This is a genomic window from Mycobacterium basiliense, assembly GCF_900292015.1.
GTDB lineage: Bacteria > Actinomycetota > Actinomycetes > Mycobacteriales > Mycobacteriaceae > Mycobacterium > Mycobacterium basiliense.
This window is the reverse complement of the sequence record NZ_LR130759.1, coordinates 787,097-803,171: the sequence shown is the minus strand read 5'-3', so window position 1 is coordinate 803,171 and position 16,075 is coordinate 787,097. Positions and strand designations below refer to the sequence as shown.

The following is a 16,075-nucleotide window of genomic DNA, read 5'->3' as shown; positions in this document are numbered from 1 at the left end:
GCTAGTGATTTCGCGCTGCGGCCGCAATCGCGTTGACGATGTTGGTGTATGCACCACAACGACAAATATTGCCGCTCATCCACTCTCGTATCTCGGCAGCAGAACCCGTGTGCCCTTCGGCGATACATCCGACGCCGGAGATGATCTGGCCCGACGTGCAATAGCCGCACTGAAACGCGTCCTCATCGATGAACGCCTGCTGCAGCGGATGGAGTCTGCCGTGTTCGGCGAGGCCTTCGATCGTGGTGATCTGCGCGCCGTCGTGCATGACCGCCAACGCAAGACAGGAGTTGATTCGGCGACCGTCGACCAGCACCGTACACGCGCCGCACGCGCCGTGGTCACAACCCTTCTTTGTGCCGGGCAATCCCGCTCGCTCTCTGAGCATGTCCAGCAGCGTGGTGCGGTTGTCGACCGCGATTTCTTGATGTTCACCGTTGATCTCCGCGCGCACGACGGCGGTGCGGCCGTGGTGATCGATGCGGCCGGAACCGGCAACGGTGGTAACCGCCGCCGCGGTGCCCCCGAGGGCAACGGAAGCTCCTACGAATGTCCTGCGGTTGACGCGCAACCGGGAGAAATCATCCACGAAATCACTGTAAGACGGCGGGTTGGCAATATGTCCGCCAATCCGCAATCCAAGCTCCCTCGTGGTGCGCGCCGGGCTCGCACCAGGGCTATGCCCTCGCCACGGTCCTGGTGTTTCACCGGCGCTTTCCTACCGGGTCTTCGTCGAATTGGCATTGACTCGATTGCACATGACCGTTATCCCGCTTTTCGCAGCCGCGCGATGGGCGCGTGATGGTTTGTATGGGCTGTGTTCGGTGGATCGGCGGCCAAGTGGCCTGCCCCGGTGGGTCGGCTTCTCACCAATGGATATCGAGTCCATACCGGGCGCGGCAGGTAAACCTCCCTAGCGCATTGCCAGATAGTGTTGATACCGGCCGCAGCACCGGCCACCGGCAGGCACCGCGATTAGGAGTTCGTGATGGTTTCCTCCGACCCGGCCAGTGCAGATCAGGCCGGTCGCGTCTCCCCGGCGGCGCCGGCCGACCAGCCGCTATCCAATCCCAGCGCTAGCCGGGCGCTCGATGACTTGGGGGCGAACGTCGCCGCCGGCCACGGCCGACAACCGCCCATCGACCTGACCGCCGCCGCATTTTTCGATGTGGACAACACGTTGGTGCAGGGTTCCTCTGCGGTGCACTTCGGCCGCGGTCTGGCCGCCCGCCACTACTTCACCTACCGCGACGTCCTTGGCTTCGTCTACGCCCAGGCCAAGTTCCAGCTGCTGGGCACCGAGAACAGCGAGGACGTGGCCGCGGGCCGGCGCAAGGCGCTGGCCTTCATCGAGGGCCGACCGGTCGACGAACTAGTCAGCTTGGGCGAAGAAATATACGACGAGATCATCGCCGATAAGATCTGGCCGGGAACTCGTGAACTCACCCAGATGCACCTCGATGCCGGCCAACAGGTCTGGCTGATCACCGCCACCCCCTACGAGCTCGCCGAGACCATAGCCCGCCGGCTCGGCCTGACCGGAGCCCTGGGCACCGTCGCCGAATCGGTTGACGGGGTATTCACCGGGCGGTTGGTGGGCGAGATCCTGCATGGCAGCGGCAAAGCGCACGCGGTGCGCTCGTTGGCCATCCGGGAAGGGCTCAACCTCAAACGTTGCACCGCCTATTCCGACAGCTACAACGACGTGCCCATGCTCTCGCTGGTAGGTACCGCGGTCGCCATCAACCCCGATGCCCGCCTACGTAGCCTGGCCCGCGAGCGGGGCTGGGAAATTCGGGATTTCCGAACCGCCCGTAAAGCCGCTCGGATCGGCGTTCCGTCGGCCCTGGCGCTGGGTGCGGCCGGCGGAGCATTGGCGGCTCTGGCGTCTCGGCGCCAATCACGCTGATAAGCTGCGCCGCTAGCGACTATTCGAGCGGAGAACGACAGCGGCATGACAACTCCTAAAGAAGCCCAAGGCCTAATCGGTAAGAACTACCGGGCACCGGACTACTTCGAGGTTGGGCGTGAGAAGATCCGGGAGTTCGCGGCGTCGATCAAAGATGAACACCCGTCGCACTACGAGGAGGCCGATGCCGTCGAAGCCGGCTACTCCGCGATAGTTGCCCCGCTGACGTTCCTGGCGGTCGCAGGCCGGCGCGTGCAATTGGAGATCTTCACCAAGTTCAACATCCCGATCAACATTGCCCGGGTCTTCCACCGCGACCAGAAGTTCCGCTTCTACCGGCCGATCGTGGCCGGGGACAGGTTGTATTTCCACACCTATCTGGATTCCGTCATCCAGTCCCACGGCACGGTGATCGCCGAGATCCGCAGCGAAGTTACAGACGCCGACGGCGAGCCCGTGGTCACCAGCACCGTCACTATGCTGGGTGAAGCAGCCCATCACGAGGCCGAAACCGATGCCACTGTGGCGGCGATTGCATCCATTTGAGTGGGAAAGTAGGGTCCGGTTAATGACGTCACGGGGTGAAACTTCTCTTCCGGAACAGCTCTCGCCGCCCGTCGAAGCTGTCCAGTCGCACTACGACCGTTCGAACGAGTTCTTCAAGCTCTTCCTCGACCCGTCGATGACCTACAGCTGCGCCTACTTCGAACGTCCGGACATGACGCTGGAGGAAGCTCAGTACGCAAAACGCAAGCTGGCACTCGACAAGCTCAACCTCGAACCCGGCATGACGCTGCTCGACATCGGCTGCGGCTGGGGTTCGACCATGCGCCACGCCGTCGCTGAGTACGACGTCAACGTAATCGGATTGACGCTGAGCGAGAATCAGCTCGCCCACGATCAGCAGAAGTTCGCCGAGATGGACAGCCCCCGTCGCAAAGAGGTCCGCTTGCAGGGCTGGGAGCAGTTCGATGAGCCGGTGGACCGCATCGTGTCCCTCGGCGCGTTCGAACACTTCGCCGACGGCGCCGGCGACGCCAGCTGGGACCGCTACGACCGGTTCTTCAAGATGTGCTACAACGTGATGCCCGCAGACGGCAGGATGCTGCTGCACACGATCATCGTTCCGGACGCCAAGGAAGCCCGAGAGCTTGGGTTGAAGGCGCCGATGAGCCTGTTGCGCTTCATCAAGTTCATCTTGACCGAGATTTTCCCCGGGGGTCGGTTGCCGCAGATACCTCAGGTCGACGAGTACTCGTCGCGGGCCGGTTTCAAGGTTGAGCGCTACCACCGGATCGGTGAGAACTACGTTCCGACGTTGAACGCTTGGGCGCACGCGCTGGAGGCCCAAAAGGAAAAGGCAATCGAGCTGCAGGGCCAGGAGATCTACGATATCTACATGCATTACCTGACTGGTTGCTCGGATCTGTTCCGCGACCACTACACCGACGTCTGCCAGTTCACGCTGGTGAAGTAGTCGCTTTTCGGGAACGTAACGCCGCTGCGAGTCCACCAAGGAATTCGCGGCGGCGTTACGCTGTCGACGCCCACTCGGTCAAGGTCAGCCGAAAAGTCAGCCGAAAAAGATGTTTCGCCGCCCGGCCAACAGCCGGTACAGCGTCTGCTGAATGGTCTCGCGCACCTGATCGGTCAACTCGAAGGTGACCATGGGGTCGTCAGCGTCGCTGGGCGAATATTCGGCGGTGTAAATCGGCTCGCCGAAGGCGATCCGCCATTTCGACGGCAGCGGCACCAGGCCGGCCGGCCCGGCCAACGGGAACAGCGGAGTGACTGGGAAGTACGGCAAGCCGAACAGGCGGGCCAGCAATTTAACATCGGTGAGCATCGGATATATCTCTTCCGAACCGATGATCGAGCACGGCACGATCGGCGCCTTGGTACGCAACGCCGCCGACACGAATCCGCCGCGGCCGAATCGCTGCAGCCGGTAACGGTCCTCGAAGCGCTTGCCCAGGCCCTTGTAACCCTCCGGGAAAACGGCGGTGAGCTCGCCGGAAGCGAGCAGTCGGTGGGCGTCGGTTGTACACGCCATGGTGTGCCCGGCCTTGCGAGCGGCCTCGCCGATCACGGGCAGATCGAACACCATGTCGGCGGCCAGCAGCCGCAGGTCCCGCTCGGCCGGATGCTCGTCGTGCACGGCCACCGACAACATCAACCCGTCGAACGGCAGCACCCCGGCGTGGTTGGCCACCACCAGCGCGGCACCCTCGCTTGGGATGTTTTCGATCCCGCTCACTTCGACGCGGAACCACGACTTGAAGAAAAATCTCAACAGGGGCCGAACAATTGCGTCATTGAAGTGCGGATCGAATCCGAATTCGTCAACGCTGTAGTCACCGATCAGCCGCTGACGCAGGAATCCGGCGACCGCGGCGACGCGCTGCGCAAGATCGTTGAGGGGCGGTTCGGCTGAAGAAGTCCCACCCGCTGCGCGCCGATGGTCATCGATCTCGCGGACAACCGCAGCAATCTGTTCGGCCGATGCTCGGCCATTCGGATCCGACAGCAGCGAGGGGTGTTGACGCGAGGCATCCGCACGCTGGCCGGCGCGGCGACGCGCCGTGGCACGGCCTCGATTAGCATGCAGGGGAATAACATTCGCTCTGGTCTCACCCGCCACGTGATCTACCCAAATCTATCTGCCCCCGGACCATGGAATTGGATTTCGGCTACCCCAACGCTGCGCTAGCGCTATGGCTCGACCCTCCCAGGAGCGTACCCGATGCGGGTCGATTATGGGAGTCAAGCCTCTACCACGAACGTAGTCATCGAACGCCTCGGCCGTCGACCACTTGGGCTGATAGCCCAACTCGTTGCACATCCTGGTGGTGTCCATGACGCGGCCGTAACTTAGGTAAGCAAATTGCTCGCGATTGATCTCGGTATAACGGTTAGCCCGTCTCAATGAATCGAGCGCCCATACTCCAAACCCCGGTACCGGCAACGGAATTCGGCCGGACCGACGTATCGCTTGGGACAACATAATGATGCCCTCGGCGCCAACGTTGAATGTCCCGGCCTTGCCGGCCAATGCCGCGCGCTCCAGCGCACCCAGCGCATCTTGCTCGTGCAACAACTGCAGTCGCGCATCGCGACCCAACATCGTGGGGACCAACGGTCCGGCCAAATAACGTGACAGCGTGGTATCCATCGCCGGGCCAATCATGTTGGCCAGCCGCAGAATGGTCACCGCAATATCGGACCGACGCCGACCCAGCCCGCGCGCATAGCCCTCGATATCGAGGCTGTCTTTGGCGAAACCCTCGCGAAACGGTCGACGGCTACTGCTGTCCTCGGTGAACACCACCGGATCATGCGGGCTCGACCCGTAGACCTCAGAGGTCGACTTCAACACGACGCGGCGCACCGACGGCGCCTTCTGGCACGCAGCGAACAGCTGCATGGCACCCATCACGTTGATTTCCTTCAGCGCCGCGCTGCCGCCCGAGCGTGGCGCGTAGGAGGCCGCCGCTGCGTGCACCACAGTGTCTACCCCGCCGTTGCGGATGACCTTTGCGATAAAAGGGTTACGAATGTCGGCGCGAACGAACTCGGCCCGCCCCATCCGACGCAGCATGTCTTTGCTCGGAGCGATCGCGTCCACCGCGATGACCGAGTCGATCGTCGGGTTCTGCGCCAGCCGGGCTGTCAAATAGCCGCCCAGAAAGCGGCATGCACCGGTGACCAGCACCACCTTGGGATCCTGCGCGCCATTGGCACCGCCGGCTCCGCCCCCACCGATGCCTCCAGCGCCGCCGCCGCGGCCGCTCGACAAATTCACCCCGATAGCCTAGCGGCGACGAGAGACGGAAGCGTTACAGCCTGGTGACGGTGGTTGGCGGCGAACTTCTCGGCGGCCTACTTGCCAAGTTTTCTGCGCTGCACCCGGGTGCGGCGAAGCAGCTTACGGTGCTTCTTCTTCGACATGCGCTTGCGCCGCTTCTTGATTACTGAACCCATGAACTCCGCTATCTGACCGTGACCGGCTTTAACAAATGACCCGGCCACTCTACCCAGCCCGCGGCATCGAACACCAAACCGGCGCCATACGAGCACTTCGTGACCGACTGACACCGTCCGATGCGCGCGCTCCAGCGGGGACGCCGGGCATACCGATGCCGGCCCGCCGTGGTCCGTGCGGACCGGGCGCCTTCTCGGTTAGCCAGCGAAGTACGAGGTCTGCAGCATGTCGTGCACGGCCTTGGCATGCACCCGGAAAGACCGCCCGACTCGAACCGCAGGCAGCTCCCCATTGTGCACCAGCCGGTACACGGTCATCTTCGAAACCCTCATCAGCGAGGCCACCTCGGCGACGGTGAGAAATTGTGTGCCGGCCTGCGGGCCTTCACTTGAACCGCTATCCCGCGCTGATGGCCCGTTGGTAGACGTCATCGCAAACCCAATCATGTCAGGCACGCGCAGTCCCAGCGGCTTCCCCTCCGCTGGCACCAACACGTGCATACAAAGAGGAGAATAGCGGGACTACTGGGGTTATTGGTACTGGTGGGGGACAATCAGTTCAAATTTTTTGAATTATTCCGATGTAATTCTTAGCTGCTCAGAGCGGCTTTTGGCGGCCTGAACTGCCGTGTCGACCGCCGCCCGGAAACCTTCCTTTTCGAGTTCGCGCAGCGCAGCGGCGGTCGTCCCGCCGGGTGAGGTAACCGACGCCCGCAGCTGCAACGCGGAGGTGTCCACCCGCGACCCCAACGGTCCACCGACGGGCCGCCGGTCTTCATCCATCCGCTCCAGCAGCATTGCCGCGGACCCAGCCATCGTCTGCGCCGCCAGTTCGGTAGCCACCTGACGACTCAAGCCCGCGGCGACACCGGCGTCGACCAGCGCCTCGACCAGCAGGAAGAAATACGCCGGACCCGAGCCGGACAACGCCGTCACCGCATCCATTTGCTGCTCGGGGACGGTCAACACAACACCGACCGACTCGAACAGCGCGGAAACCTCGGCCAGCTGTTCCGGGTTGACGAAACGGCCTTTGGCCAGCGCGGTAACTCCCGCACCCACCAACGCCGCCGCGTTGGGCATCGCTCGAATCACCGGGGTGCCCGCCGGCAGCTTGGCTTCGAAATACGAGGTGGTGACGCCCGCGGCAACCGTGACGTACACCTGCTCGCTGCTGTCACTTTCCGCCGCAGCGACCATCGCCGCCAGATCGCCCATCACGGCATCGACGTCGCCGGGTTTCACCGCGACAACGACAAACGCGGCGTTCTCCGCGGCATCACCGGCCGAGGTCACCAAGACCGAGTAGGTGCTAGCCAGGTACTTGGCGCGATCCGGCAGCCGCTCGGCCACCACCAGATCTTTAACCTGCCGCCCCGCCCGCAGCAGTCCCGACAGCAATGCCTCACCCATGCTGCCGCCCCCGATGATCGCAATTCTGGCCATGCCGGACAGCATCGCAGACGTCGCGAGGTCCCCGCGCTACCGGGCGGGCACCATCGCCAGCTGCCGTGACTGCACCACCAGGCGGCCCGCCTGATCCACGACGATGTGGTCCTCATCGAACCAGTCGTGCCCAATTTCGACACAGGTGCAGATGACCCGTAGCCATCCGTCCACCGGAACGGCCCTGAGGAAGGCCGTGAGCTGAACGGTGGGCGCCCAGCCGGTGCGGTCCACCGCCAACGTCACCGGCGCCGAGAGATCCCCACACATCAACGCAAACAGCGGGTCCGGAGCGACGCCGCGCGGGCGCGCCCACATCTGCAGGACCGGCGGCCGCCCATCGCCGGCCGGCCCCATGCTCGACAGCAACGGCCGGACATCGCAGCCTTCGCCCAGGTGCACCAGCCCGGCCAACGCATGGCCGGGGCCAATCGGCGCGACGTGCTCGTCGGGGTCAGGCGCCATCAGATCAACCACCGGATTGGCCGACAACAGCGGCGCGGTCGCGCCGGCAACATGGTGTTCTGGCTCGCCCAGCGTGACGACGGCGTGCACCGCGGTACGGTCACCCTGGGTCAGCTCGACATCGACCACACTGATTCGGCGCCCCCGCTTGCGCATCGACGTCACCAGCCGCATCGCTCCCGGATCCGGCGCCCACAGGAAGTTCGCCGACACGGCAACCGGCTGCACCACGGCCCCGCCGTGGGCGGTTCGTGCCGCATTGGCACACAGCGCCACCATCGCCCCACCATGAACCTTGGGCCCGATGGTCCAGTGCTCATTCAGCTCACCCTGAAAAACTCGGCATGCCGGACCAGCCGCACCGGGGTCGAGTTCGTGCAGCGTCATCGCGTCGGTAAATAGCGCGGCCATGTCAGCGCAACAGGTGGGTGCGGGCGAACTGCAGGGACTCCGCGAGCATGGCTTCGCGCTCACTGGCCGAACCCGCCGAGGACGTCGACACCTCGAGCACCGCCTGCCCGCTGAAACCGCCACCGGCCAGCATCTGACACACTTCGGCGGTGGGCTGCGTGCCGCGGCCAGGCACCAAGTGTTCGTCGGCGGGCAATCCGCTGCCGTCACACAAGTGCAGGTGCACCAACCCCGAGCCCATCCTGCGGGCCATGTCCAGCGCGTCCGTCCCTGCGGTCGAGGTGTGCGAGAGATCCAGCGTGTAGTGCGCGTGCTTGCCGTCCAGTGGGTCGTAGGACGGCGAAAACGCCGAAATCGCCGGACCAGGCCCACCACCACGCCGACGCATTCGTTCACGTGACTGACCCGCGCCAAAGAAGCGATCCGCACGAAACGGAAACATGTTTTCGACAGCCACCATCACCTCGCTGTTCGCCTCCAAGGCGGCAACCTGCTCGCTGAATCCCTCGGCATAGCGCCGTTGCCACCGAAACGGTGGATGCACCACCACCGTCTGGGCGCCCAGCTGTTCGGCGGCCTGCACGCTGCGATCCAGCTTTGTGATCGGATTGGCGCCCCACACCCGCTGCGAAATCAACAGGCAGGGCGCGTGCACAGACAACACCGGGACGCGGTAGCGGCGGGACAATCTCTTGACGGCGTCGATGTCTTGACTAACGGACTCGCTCCAGACCATTAGTTCGACACCGTCGTAGCCGAGCCTGGCCGCGTACTCGAACGCAGCCTCGGCCCGCAGTGGGTAGACCGAGGCAGTCGACAAACCGACTTTGATTGCTGGGCGCACTGTGGGTGGGGACACCTAGCCCGATTGCAACAGGGCCAGCGGCCCCAAGGTGATCAGCGCCCCCACCGCAACCGCAATCAACGTACTGGCGATGTCCTCCGTCTTGCGAACCACCCGCACCGCAACAACCAGGCCCAGGATCACCAACACTGACAGCACCAGCGCGACGATGCTGTTCCACCGCCATAGCTGGTCGAACGCGACGAAAAGGCCGGCGCCAAACACGACGGCCAGCAGCGACTGCAGCGCTACCAGCGTGGCCCGCCACAGCGCCGCGAGCTTGCCCGAGAGACCGCGCGCCCGCTGGGCTTTCGCGCCGTGCTCGCTATCGACGTCGTCCTCGTCGAACAACGTCGGGATCGCCTCGCCGCGCCGGCGAGCTACCTCGTCGGCGAGGGACTGCCCGCCGAACAGGGCCCGCTCCGAGGCCCCCTCGTCGGCCAGCAGGTAGGAACGCACGTACGCGGAGTCCTCTACGACCGCTTCCGCCTCGACCTCTTCAGCGTCCGCGGCATCGACGGAGGCATCGCCGTAGTGGCCCACCGGATCGGGACTCATCTCCTCGGCGCCGGACTGCTGTGCTGCGGCGTCGCCGTCTTCGGTGCGACGCAGCGGACGCGGGTACTCGCTGCGCTCGGGACCCGACTTGCGGGCCGTGACGGGATCGGACTTAGGCCAGCGTGGCTCGGGCTCAGACCAGTAGCCCACCGGGGCCACCTCTGCGGAGGCTGGTTCGGCGACGGGCTCAGGTTCTGCCGTGGCTTCGGCCGGCGGCGCGGCAACCTCAAGGCTTCCGCTGTCTGCCTCGGACTTGCTGGGCTCCGGCGCAGGCTTAGGCGACTCGTCACGGACGATCGGAATCTCACCGGTCAGCTCGGCGACGGTGACCGATTCGCTGTCGCCGCGGCGGCGCCGACGCCGCCGGGTGACCGCCGGGGCGCCGATAGTTCCATTCCTCGCCAGCAGTTCGGCCACCGAGATCTGCTTGGTTTCCTCCGTGTCGGAGTGTGGTCCGGTCATGCCTTGTTGCCTCTCGATCGGTTAGCAGCCTGCCGATCTCCTACCTGACCCCTAGCATCGCGCACCGAGTTGGCCACTGGCGAAGTTTCTGTGAAGGCCGTTGAGTCAGCCTCGCTGTCGAGTCGGCGCAAAATGACACCCTCCCGCAGCGCCCACGGACAGATATCCACCGCGTCGATCGACAGTGCTCGCATGCTTGCCTCCGCCACCAGGGCCCCTGCCACAATTTGCGGTGCCCGCTCAGCACTGACTCCTTCCAGTTCAGCACGGTCAGCGGTGGTCATCCTAGAGATGAATGATATGAGTTGCCTGAGGCCGTTGGCGGTAAGCGCCCTCGGTACCCGCGGCCCGGCCGCCGACGGCGCGGCCCCGGTGAGCCGCGCCAAGGAGCGAAAAGTTTTCGACGTGGCTACCCCCAGATCCGGGCTGCCGGCCTCCAAGAGGACCGCACTGGGTTCCGACAGCTCGGCGTCCAACCAATCCCGCAACATCGCCACCCGCCGGCGCCCGGGGGGATCGTCGGGCAACCATTCGCGGGTTAGCCGGCCGGCTCCAAGCGGCAGTGATAGTGCGACATCGGGCTCCTCGTCTACCCCGCTGGACAACTCGAGCGAGCCCCCGCCGATGTCCAGGTTGATGATGCGCCCCGCGCTCCATCCGAACCAGCGTCGCACCGCGAGAAAGGTCAGCCGGGACTCGTCCACCCCACCGAGCACCTTTAATTCGATGCCGGTCTCTTTACTCACCCGAGACAACACGTCATCGGAGTTCTCGGCTTCGCGCACCGCCGATGTCGCGAACGCCATCAACTCTGCACAACCGGAGCTAACCGCGATCTTGGCGAACTCGTCGATCGTGGAGACCAGCTTGTCGGCACCGCGTTTGGTGATCTTGCCCGAACTGTCGGTGGCCTCGGCGAGTCGCAGCGTGGCCTTCGTCGAACTCATCGGAGTCGGATGACCGCCGCGGTGGGCATCAACCACCAGCAGATGGACCGTGTTGCTGCCCACGTCCAGCACGCCCAATCGCACGGAATCAAACTAGTCGGGCCGCACGGCGGCTCGCTGCCCGACCCGCTGAGTAGCCCGGCAAACTCGCACGCGGACTCCGGGCGGGAGCCGCTCGCGGCTCCGCAACGTGGACTAACGTTGCACCTGTGGCAAACCCCAGCCCGAGGCCGACGCACCCGGGGCATGAGGTCGAATTGGACTTTCCCCGTGAGTGGATCGAGTTCTACGACCCCGGCAATCCCGAGCACCTGATCGCGGCCGACCTCACATGGTTGCTATCGCGTTGGACCTGCGTCTTTGGTACACCCGCCTGCCAGGGCACCGTGGCGGGCCGGCCCGACGATGGGTGTTGCTCGCACGGCGCGTTTCTGTCCGACGATGACGACCGTGCCCGGTTGGATGACGCGGTGAAAAAGCTGACCGACGACGATTGGCAGTTCCGCAGGAAAGGGCTGGGCCGCAAAGGCTACCTGGAACTCGACGAGCACGACGACCAACCTCAATACCGCACCCGCAAACACAAGGACGCATGCATCTTCCTGAACCGGCCCGGGTTCCCGACGGGCGCCGGATGCGCGCTGCACAGCAAAGCTCTCAAGCTGGGTGTACCACCGCTGACGATGAAACCCGATGTTTGCTGGCAGCTGCCGATTCGACGCAGCCAGGAGTGGGTGACCCGGCCCGACGGGTCGGAGATCCTCAAGACCACGGTGACCGAATATGACCGCCGCGGCTGGGGCTCCGGGGGGGCCGACCTGCACTGGTATTGCACCGGCGACCCGGCCACCCATGTCGGCGCCAAGCAGGTGTGGGAAAGCCTCGCCGACGAACTCACCGAGCTACTGGGCGCCAAGGCCTATGCCGAACTCGCGGCAATATGTAAGCGGCGCAACGGCCTGGGGCTGATCGCCGTGCACCCGGCGACCCGCGCGGCCGAATAGGGCCGCCGCCATCATCCGTCGCCGAGGTCGTCGGGCCGGTACGCGGCCCGATAGCACTGGACCATGCGCAGCGCGCTGGCATTCAGGTAAGCCGCTACCGCAGCGGCGCTGCCTTCAGTTTGCCGCGCAAGCACTGCCTCGTTGATTGCCTGCAGGCCGGCAACTACCGGATCGGCGCTCTCGTAGGCCCCGGTCAGCTCGTGCTCACGGCCGCCGAATGCATGCTCCACCCACCGATACAGCAAACCCAAGGCGCGGTTGCCGGTGCTGTGAATCAGCACCCGGAAGTAGGCCAGATCGGCGGCCTGTCGGGCCGCGGCGGTGTCGGCCCGGCGCACCATCTCCAGTGCGGTGCGCAAAGCCTCCACATCCTCGGTAGTACTGCGGTCGGCCGCCAGACGACCGATCAGTGGACCCAACGCCGCGCGGATCTCCAACAACTCCATCAGGAAGTCCGGCCCCAGCTTGCGCACCAGCGCCTCGACCACCGCGGGGTGGGTCAGTCCCTCCGGATCGCGCACGACGTTGCCGCTACCCTGCCGGGTCTCAATCAGGCCCATTTGCTGCAGCCGAGCCAAGCCCTGCCGTAACGACGTCCGGTTAACCCCCAACTGCTCGGCCAATTCCCGCTCGGGCGGCAACACCGAGCCCGGCGGGAAGGCCCCGTCCAGGATAGCGTCGGCGATCGACGTTGCGATTTGCTCGTCGACGCGCTGACGGTCGGGCGGCTGCAAAAAACTTGACTGGTTCATTGGCTCAACCAATATAGTGGATGGATCGGCCGGGGACATCCGCGGCCGCAGCCGCGCACCCCGGTCGGGCGGTGCGCGACCGGAGGTTAAACAAATGGACGACGAACTGCTGTCGGCGGCGACCCCGCGCTGGCGAGGCAAGACCGGACGCCTGGAAGTCTGGTACGCCACCCTGACGGATCCGCTAACGCGAGCGGGCCTCTGGATCCATTGCGAGACGGTGGCGCCGACGGCCGGTGGGGCTCCCTACGCGCACGGCTGGGTGACCTGGTTCCCACCGAAGGCTCCGCCGTGCACCGAACGGTTCGGACCCGCGCCGGTCCAGCCCGCCCGCGGCGCCGAGTGGTTCGACGCCGCGGGCGCGCGGGTGGCGCACGAGGTGTTGAGCGGACGGGCCGGGTCGCTGGCCTGGGACCTGTCCTGGAAGGACACCGGGGCTCCGCTCTGGACTTTTCCTCGCGCGAGCTGGGAGCGCGAGTTGCTGCCGGGCGCGCAGGTGGTGCTCGCCCCCACCGCCGACTTCACCGGCTCGTTGACCGTCGCCGACACCACCCACCGGATCACCGGCTGGCGCGGCGCTGTCGCGCATATCTATGGCCACGGCAACGCCCGGCGCTGGGGCTGGATCCACGCCGACCTCGGCGACGGCGAGGTATTGGAGGTCGTCACCGCGGTATCGCACAAGCCTGGACTGCGACGGCTCGCGCCGATGGCTTTCATCCGGTTCCGGCTGGGCGGAAACGACTGGCCCGCGGGCCCGGTGCCGTCCCTACGGATGCGCACAACCCTTGGCGCGCAGCACTGGCAACTGGAGGGCCGCATCGGCGGCCGCGACGTCCTGATCCGCGTCGATCAACCGCCGCAGCGGTCCGTGAGCCTGCAATACATCGACCCCGACGGGGGCAGGGCAGTGTGCACCAACACCGAGCAGGCCGACATCCACATCGAGATCAGCCGCGGCCATGGCAGTACCCGGGTGATTGACCGCAGCTGGTCGGTGCTGGGCAGCGGGCACACCGAGGTGGGCCTGCGCGATACCCGAGATCTCAAAGCCCCCGCCGTCAACGAAAGGGCATGTTCATGAGCTTTCTGCTGGACCCACCGCTGCTGTTCGCCTGCGGCGTGCTCATCGAGCGCCACCTGGAGGAAAATCGCCGCGATCTGGCCGAGGCCGCCGCCCTGGGCGTCTTCTTCGCCGGCTCGTTCGGGCTCTACCACAATGTGCCCGGGCTGGGATTCTTGTGGCGCCCGTTCCGTGCGCAAAACGGCCGTGACTTCATGTGGAACAGCGGCGTTTTCGACGTGAACACCGATGAAGCCCAGTGGCCGCTGCATGCGACGGCCGGAGGAATATTTGCAACATATCCGTTCTTCATCAAGCTCGGTCGGCGGCTCGGTCGCCGGCTGGCGACACGGGTATGAGCCGCCTCGCTCGGGCCGCGTTGGCCTCGTTTGGCGCCGCGCTGCTGCCCGAGGAACAAGGCGGACCGTCATCGGCGCAGTTCGTCGAACGCGTCGAGCGGTACCTGACGCAGATGCCGACCATCTCACGCCGGGCAGTGCGTGCCGGTTTGGCATCGGTGGCGGCTGCCAGCTACCTCACCACCGGCCGATCGCTGACGCGGCTTGACCCCGAGCGGCGCGCCCAGGTACTACGGCGTGTCACGGCCATCAATCCGGATGCCAGCGTGGCCGTGGAGGGCATCAAAGCGATCGTGCTACTTGCCAACGGCGCGGACACCTATGCGCAGGAGCTGCTTTCGCGCGCCCAAGAACACGACGCCGGCCGCCCGGATGCGGCGCTTAACGTCACGGCGTCGGCGGACAGCCCTACGGTGGTCACCACCGATGCGGTGATCGTCGGCTCTGGCGCCGGCGGCGCCATGGCGGCGCGCACGATGTGCACCGCCGGGCTGGATGTGGTGGTGCTCGAGGAGGGCCGACGCTGGACTGTCAACGAATTCCGTACCACCCACCCGATCGACCGCCTCGCCGGGCTATACCGCGGCGCCGGAGCCACCATCGCGTTGGGTCGCCCGGCGGTGATGCTGCCGATGGGCCGCGCGATCGGAGGCACCACGGTAGTCAATTCCGGCACCTGCTTTCGGCCGCCGATTGGCGTGCAACGCCGCTGGCGAGACGCGTTTGGCCTGGAATTGGCCGACCCGGACCGGCTGGCCGGCCACCTCGACGACGTGGAGACCACGCTGCAGGTCGCACCGGCGCCGCGCAGCGTCATGGGCCGCAACGGCAACCTGCTGCTCGACGCCGCGGAATCGCTGAGCTGGCAAGCCGCACCCATCCCCCGCAACGCGCCGGGCTGTGAAGGTTGCTGCCAGTGTGCGATCGGCTGCCCCCGCAACGCCAAATTCGGTGTGCACCTCAACGCGTTGCCTCAAGCCTGCGCCGCGGGCGCGCGGATCATTTCCGAGGCGCGTGCGGAACGGGTGCTGGTCGAGCACGGGCGCGCTCGCGGCGTGCGGGCACGCCGGCCCGACGGCACCGCATTCGATGTGCTCGCCGACACAGTCGTCATCGCCGCCGGCGCGACAGAGACACCAATGTTGTTGCAGCGTAGCGGTATTGGCGACCACCCGCGGCTGGGCCGAAACCTCGCGCTGCATCCGGCGACCATGCTGGCGGGGCGCTTCGACGAGGACGTTTACTCCTGGCGCGGCGTGCTGCAAAGCGCAGCCGTCCACGAGTTTCACGAGTCGGACGGCGTGCTGATCGAGGCCACCTCCACGCCGCCGGGCATGGGGTCAATGGTCTTCCCCGGCTACGGCGCCGAGCTGGTCAACTGGCTCGCCCAGGCACCGAAAATCGCGACATTCGGCGCGATGGTGGCCGATCAGGGGGCTGGCTCGGTGCAGTCCGTGCGCGGTGAGACGGTGGTGCGCTACCACATCGCCGAAGCCGACATAGCCAAGCTGAGGGTCGCCATGCTGGCCCTGGGGCGGTTGCTATTTGCCGCTGGGGCGGCCGAAGTACTCACCGGTCTGCCGGGCGCCGGAGTAGTCGCGTCACCAACGGCGCTTCAAGACCTGCTACGCCGCAACGACGCCAGGAGCCTGCATCTGGCCGCCTTCCATCCGACCGGCACCGCGGCCGCCGGCGCCGACTCGCAGATCTGTCCTGTCGATGCGACCGGCCGGTTGCGCGGTGTCGACGGCGTGTGGGTCGCCGACGCGTCGATTCTGCCCAGCTGCCCGGAGGTCAACCCGCAGGTGTCGATCATGGCGTTGGCGCTGGCGGTCGCCGACGAGGTGGTCAGGGCCCGATCCGGCTCCGGATAG

Annotated in this window: 18 protein-coding genes; 7 read left to right on the top strand and 11 right to left on the bottom strand. The window is 65.7% G+C overall.

The annotated features are described in order from the left end of the window. Position 1 precedes the first annotated feature (1 nt). On the bottom strand, positions 2 to 589 hold the full coding sequence (locus tag MB901379_RS03475; protein ID WP_158015381.1) for a (2Fe-2S)-binding protein: 588 nt from the start codon (positions 587 to 589) through the stop codon (positions 2 to 4). A 399-nt stretch (positions 590 to 988) separates the two neighbouring features. On the opposite strand from MB901379_RS03475, the gene MB901379_RS03470 reads away from it, so the two are divergent. From MB901379_RS03470 to cmaA2, 3 genes are read left to right on the top strand one after another with little or no spacing between them, the layout of a single operon-like run. Continuing rightward, the gene (locus MB901379_RS03470; protein WP_158015380.1) at positions 989 to 1,909 is read left to right on the top strand and encodes an HAD family hydrolase; all 921 of its coding nucleotides are present in this window, start codon (positions 989 to 991) and stop codon (positions 1,907 to 1,909) included. 45 nt (positions 1,910 to 1,954) lie between these two features. Next, positions 1,955 to 2,455 (top strand): FAS1-like dehydratase domain-containing protein, encoded by a 501-nt coding sequence (locus MB901379_RS03465; protein WP_158015379.1) that lies wholly within the window; start codon positions 1,955 to 1,957, stop codon positions 2,453 to 2,455. A gap of 22 nt (positions 2,456 to 2,477) precedes the next feature. Beyond that, positions 2,478 to 3,386 carry a cyclopropane mycolic acid synthase CmaA2 gene (gene cmaA2, locus MB901379_RS03460; protein WP_158015378.1) on the top strand — a complete coding sequence of 303 codons (909 nt, stop codon included), beginning with the start codon at positions 2,478 to 2,480 and terminating at the stop codon, positions 3,384 to 3,386. A gap of 96 nt (positions 3,387 to 3,482) precedes the next feature. Here cmaA2 and MB901379_RS03455 read toward each other — a convergent pair whose 3' ends face one another. From MB901379_RS03455 to MB901379_RS03415, 9 genes are all read right to left on the bottom strand, one after another. Next, positions 3,483 to 4,565, bottom strand: a complete 1,083-nt coding sequence (locus MB901379_RS03455) for a lysophospholipid acyltransferase family protein (RefSeq protein WP_158018912.1) — start codon at positions 4,563 to 4,565, stop codon at positions 3,483 to 3,485. Continuing rightward, the gene (locus MB901379_RS03450; RefSeq protein ID WP_158018911.1) at positions 4,566 to 5,705 is read right to left on the bottom strand and encodes an SDR family oxidoreductase; all 1,140 of its coding nucleotides are present in this window, start codon (positions 5,703 to 5,705) and stop codon (positions 4,566 to 4,568) included. An 83-nt stretch (positions 5,706 to 5,788) separates the two neighbouring features. After that, a complete protein-coding gene (locus MB901379_RS03445) occupies positions 5,789 to 5,890 on the bottom strand; it encodes a 30S ribosomal protein bS22 (RefSeq protein ID WP_003402602.1) in 102 nt (33 codons plus the stop codon). A 198-nt stretch (positions 5,891 to 6,088) separates the two neighbouring features. Beyond that, positions 6,089 to 6,322 carry a cell division/environmental response transcriptional regulator gene (locus MB901379_RS03440; protein ID WP_158018910.1) on the bottom strand — a complete coding sequence of 78 codons (234 nt, stop codon included), beginning with the start codon at positions 6,320 to 6,322 and terminating at the stop codon, positions 6,089 to 6,091. Positions 6,323 to 6,463: 141 nt separating this feature from the next. After that, complete coding sequence (gene proC, locus MB901379_RS03435; RefSeq protein ID WP_174236972.1) at positions 6,464 to 7,336, bottom strand: pyrroline-5-carboxylate reductase; 873 nt, start codon at positions 7,334 to 7,336, stop codon at positions 6,464 to 6,466. Between the two features lie 36 nt (positions 7,337 to 7,372). Next, positions 7,373 to 8,212 (bottom strand): thioesterase family protein, encoded by an 840-nt coding sequence (locus MB901379_RS03430; RefSeq protein ID WP_158015376.1) that lies wholly within the window; start codon positions 8,210 to 8,212, stop codon positions 7,373 to 7,375. Position 8,213: 1 nt separating this feature from the next. Further along, entirely contained in the window at positions 8,214 to 9,056 is an 843-nt protein-coding gene (locus MB901379_RS03425; protein WP_158018909.1) for a sugar phosphate isomerase/epimerase family protein, read from the bottom strand. 15 nt (positions 9,057 to 9,071) lie between these two features. Continuing rightward, complete coding sequence (locus MB901379_RS03420; RefSeq protein WP_158015375.1) at positions 9,072 to 10,076, bottom strand: hypothetical protein; 1,005 nt, start codon at positions 10,074 to 10,076, stop codon at positions 9,072 to 9,074. After that, positions 10,073 to 11,107: a Ppx/GppA phosphatase family protein gene (locus tag MB901379_RS03415; RefSeq protein WP_174236971.1), complete on the bottom strand. Its 1,035-nt coding sequence runs from the start codon at positions 11,105 to 11,107 to the stop codon at positions 10,073 to 10,075. The genes MB901379_RS03420 and MB901379_RS03415 overlap by 4 nt, the downstream gene beginning before the upstream one ends. A 125-nt stretch (positions 11,108 to 11,232) precedes the next feature. On the opposite strand from MB901379_RS03415, the gene MB901379_RS03410 reads away from it, so the two are divergent. Beyond that, complete coding sequence (locus tag MB901379_RS03410) at positions 11,233 to 12,027, top strand: hypothetical protein (RefSeq protein WP_158015374.1); 795 nt, start codon at positions 11,233 to 11,235, stop codon at positions 12,025 to 12,027. Positions 12,028 to 12,038: 11 nt separating this feature from the next. Here the strand turns inward: MB901379_RS03410 and MB901379_RS03405 are convergent, their stop codons facing one another. After that, positions 12,039 to 12,779: a FadR/GntR family transcriptional regulator gene (locus MB901379_RS03405; RefSeq protein ID WP_197717855.1), complete on the bottom strand. Its 741-nt coding sequence runs from the start codon at positions 12,777 to 12,779 to the stop codon at positions 12,039 to 12,041. Between the two features lie 94 nt (positions 12,780 to 12,873). On the opposite strand from MB901379_RS03405, the gene MB901379_RS03400 reads away from it, so the two are divergent. Genes MB901379_RS03400 through MB901379_RS03390 form a run of 3 tightly spaced genes read left to right on the top strand, consistent with a single transcriptional unit; the run spans position 12,874 to position 16,075 of the window. Then, positions 12,874 to 13,863 (top strand): hypothetical protein, encoded by a 990-nt coding sequence (locus MB901379_RS03400; protein WP_158015372.1) that lies wholly within the window; start codon positions 12,874 to 12,876, stop codon positions 13,861 to 13,863. Beyond that, a complete protein-coding gene (locus MB901379_RS03395; RefSeq protein WP_158015371.1) occupies positions 13,860 to 14,201 on the top strand; it encodes a hypothetical protein in 342 nt (113 codons plus the stop codon). Before MB901379_RS03400 ends, MB901379_RS03395 begins: the two co-directional genes overlap by 4 nt. Continuing rightward, positions 14,198 to 16,075: a GMC family oxidoreductase gene (locus tag MB901379_RS03390; RefSeq protein ID WP_158015370.1), complete on the top strand. Its 1,878-nt coding sequence runs from the start codon at positions 14,198 to 14,200 to the stop codon at positions 16,073 to 16,075. Before MB901379_RS03395 ends, MB901379_RS03390 begins: the two co-directional genes overlap by 4 nt.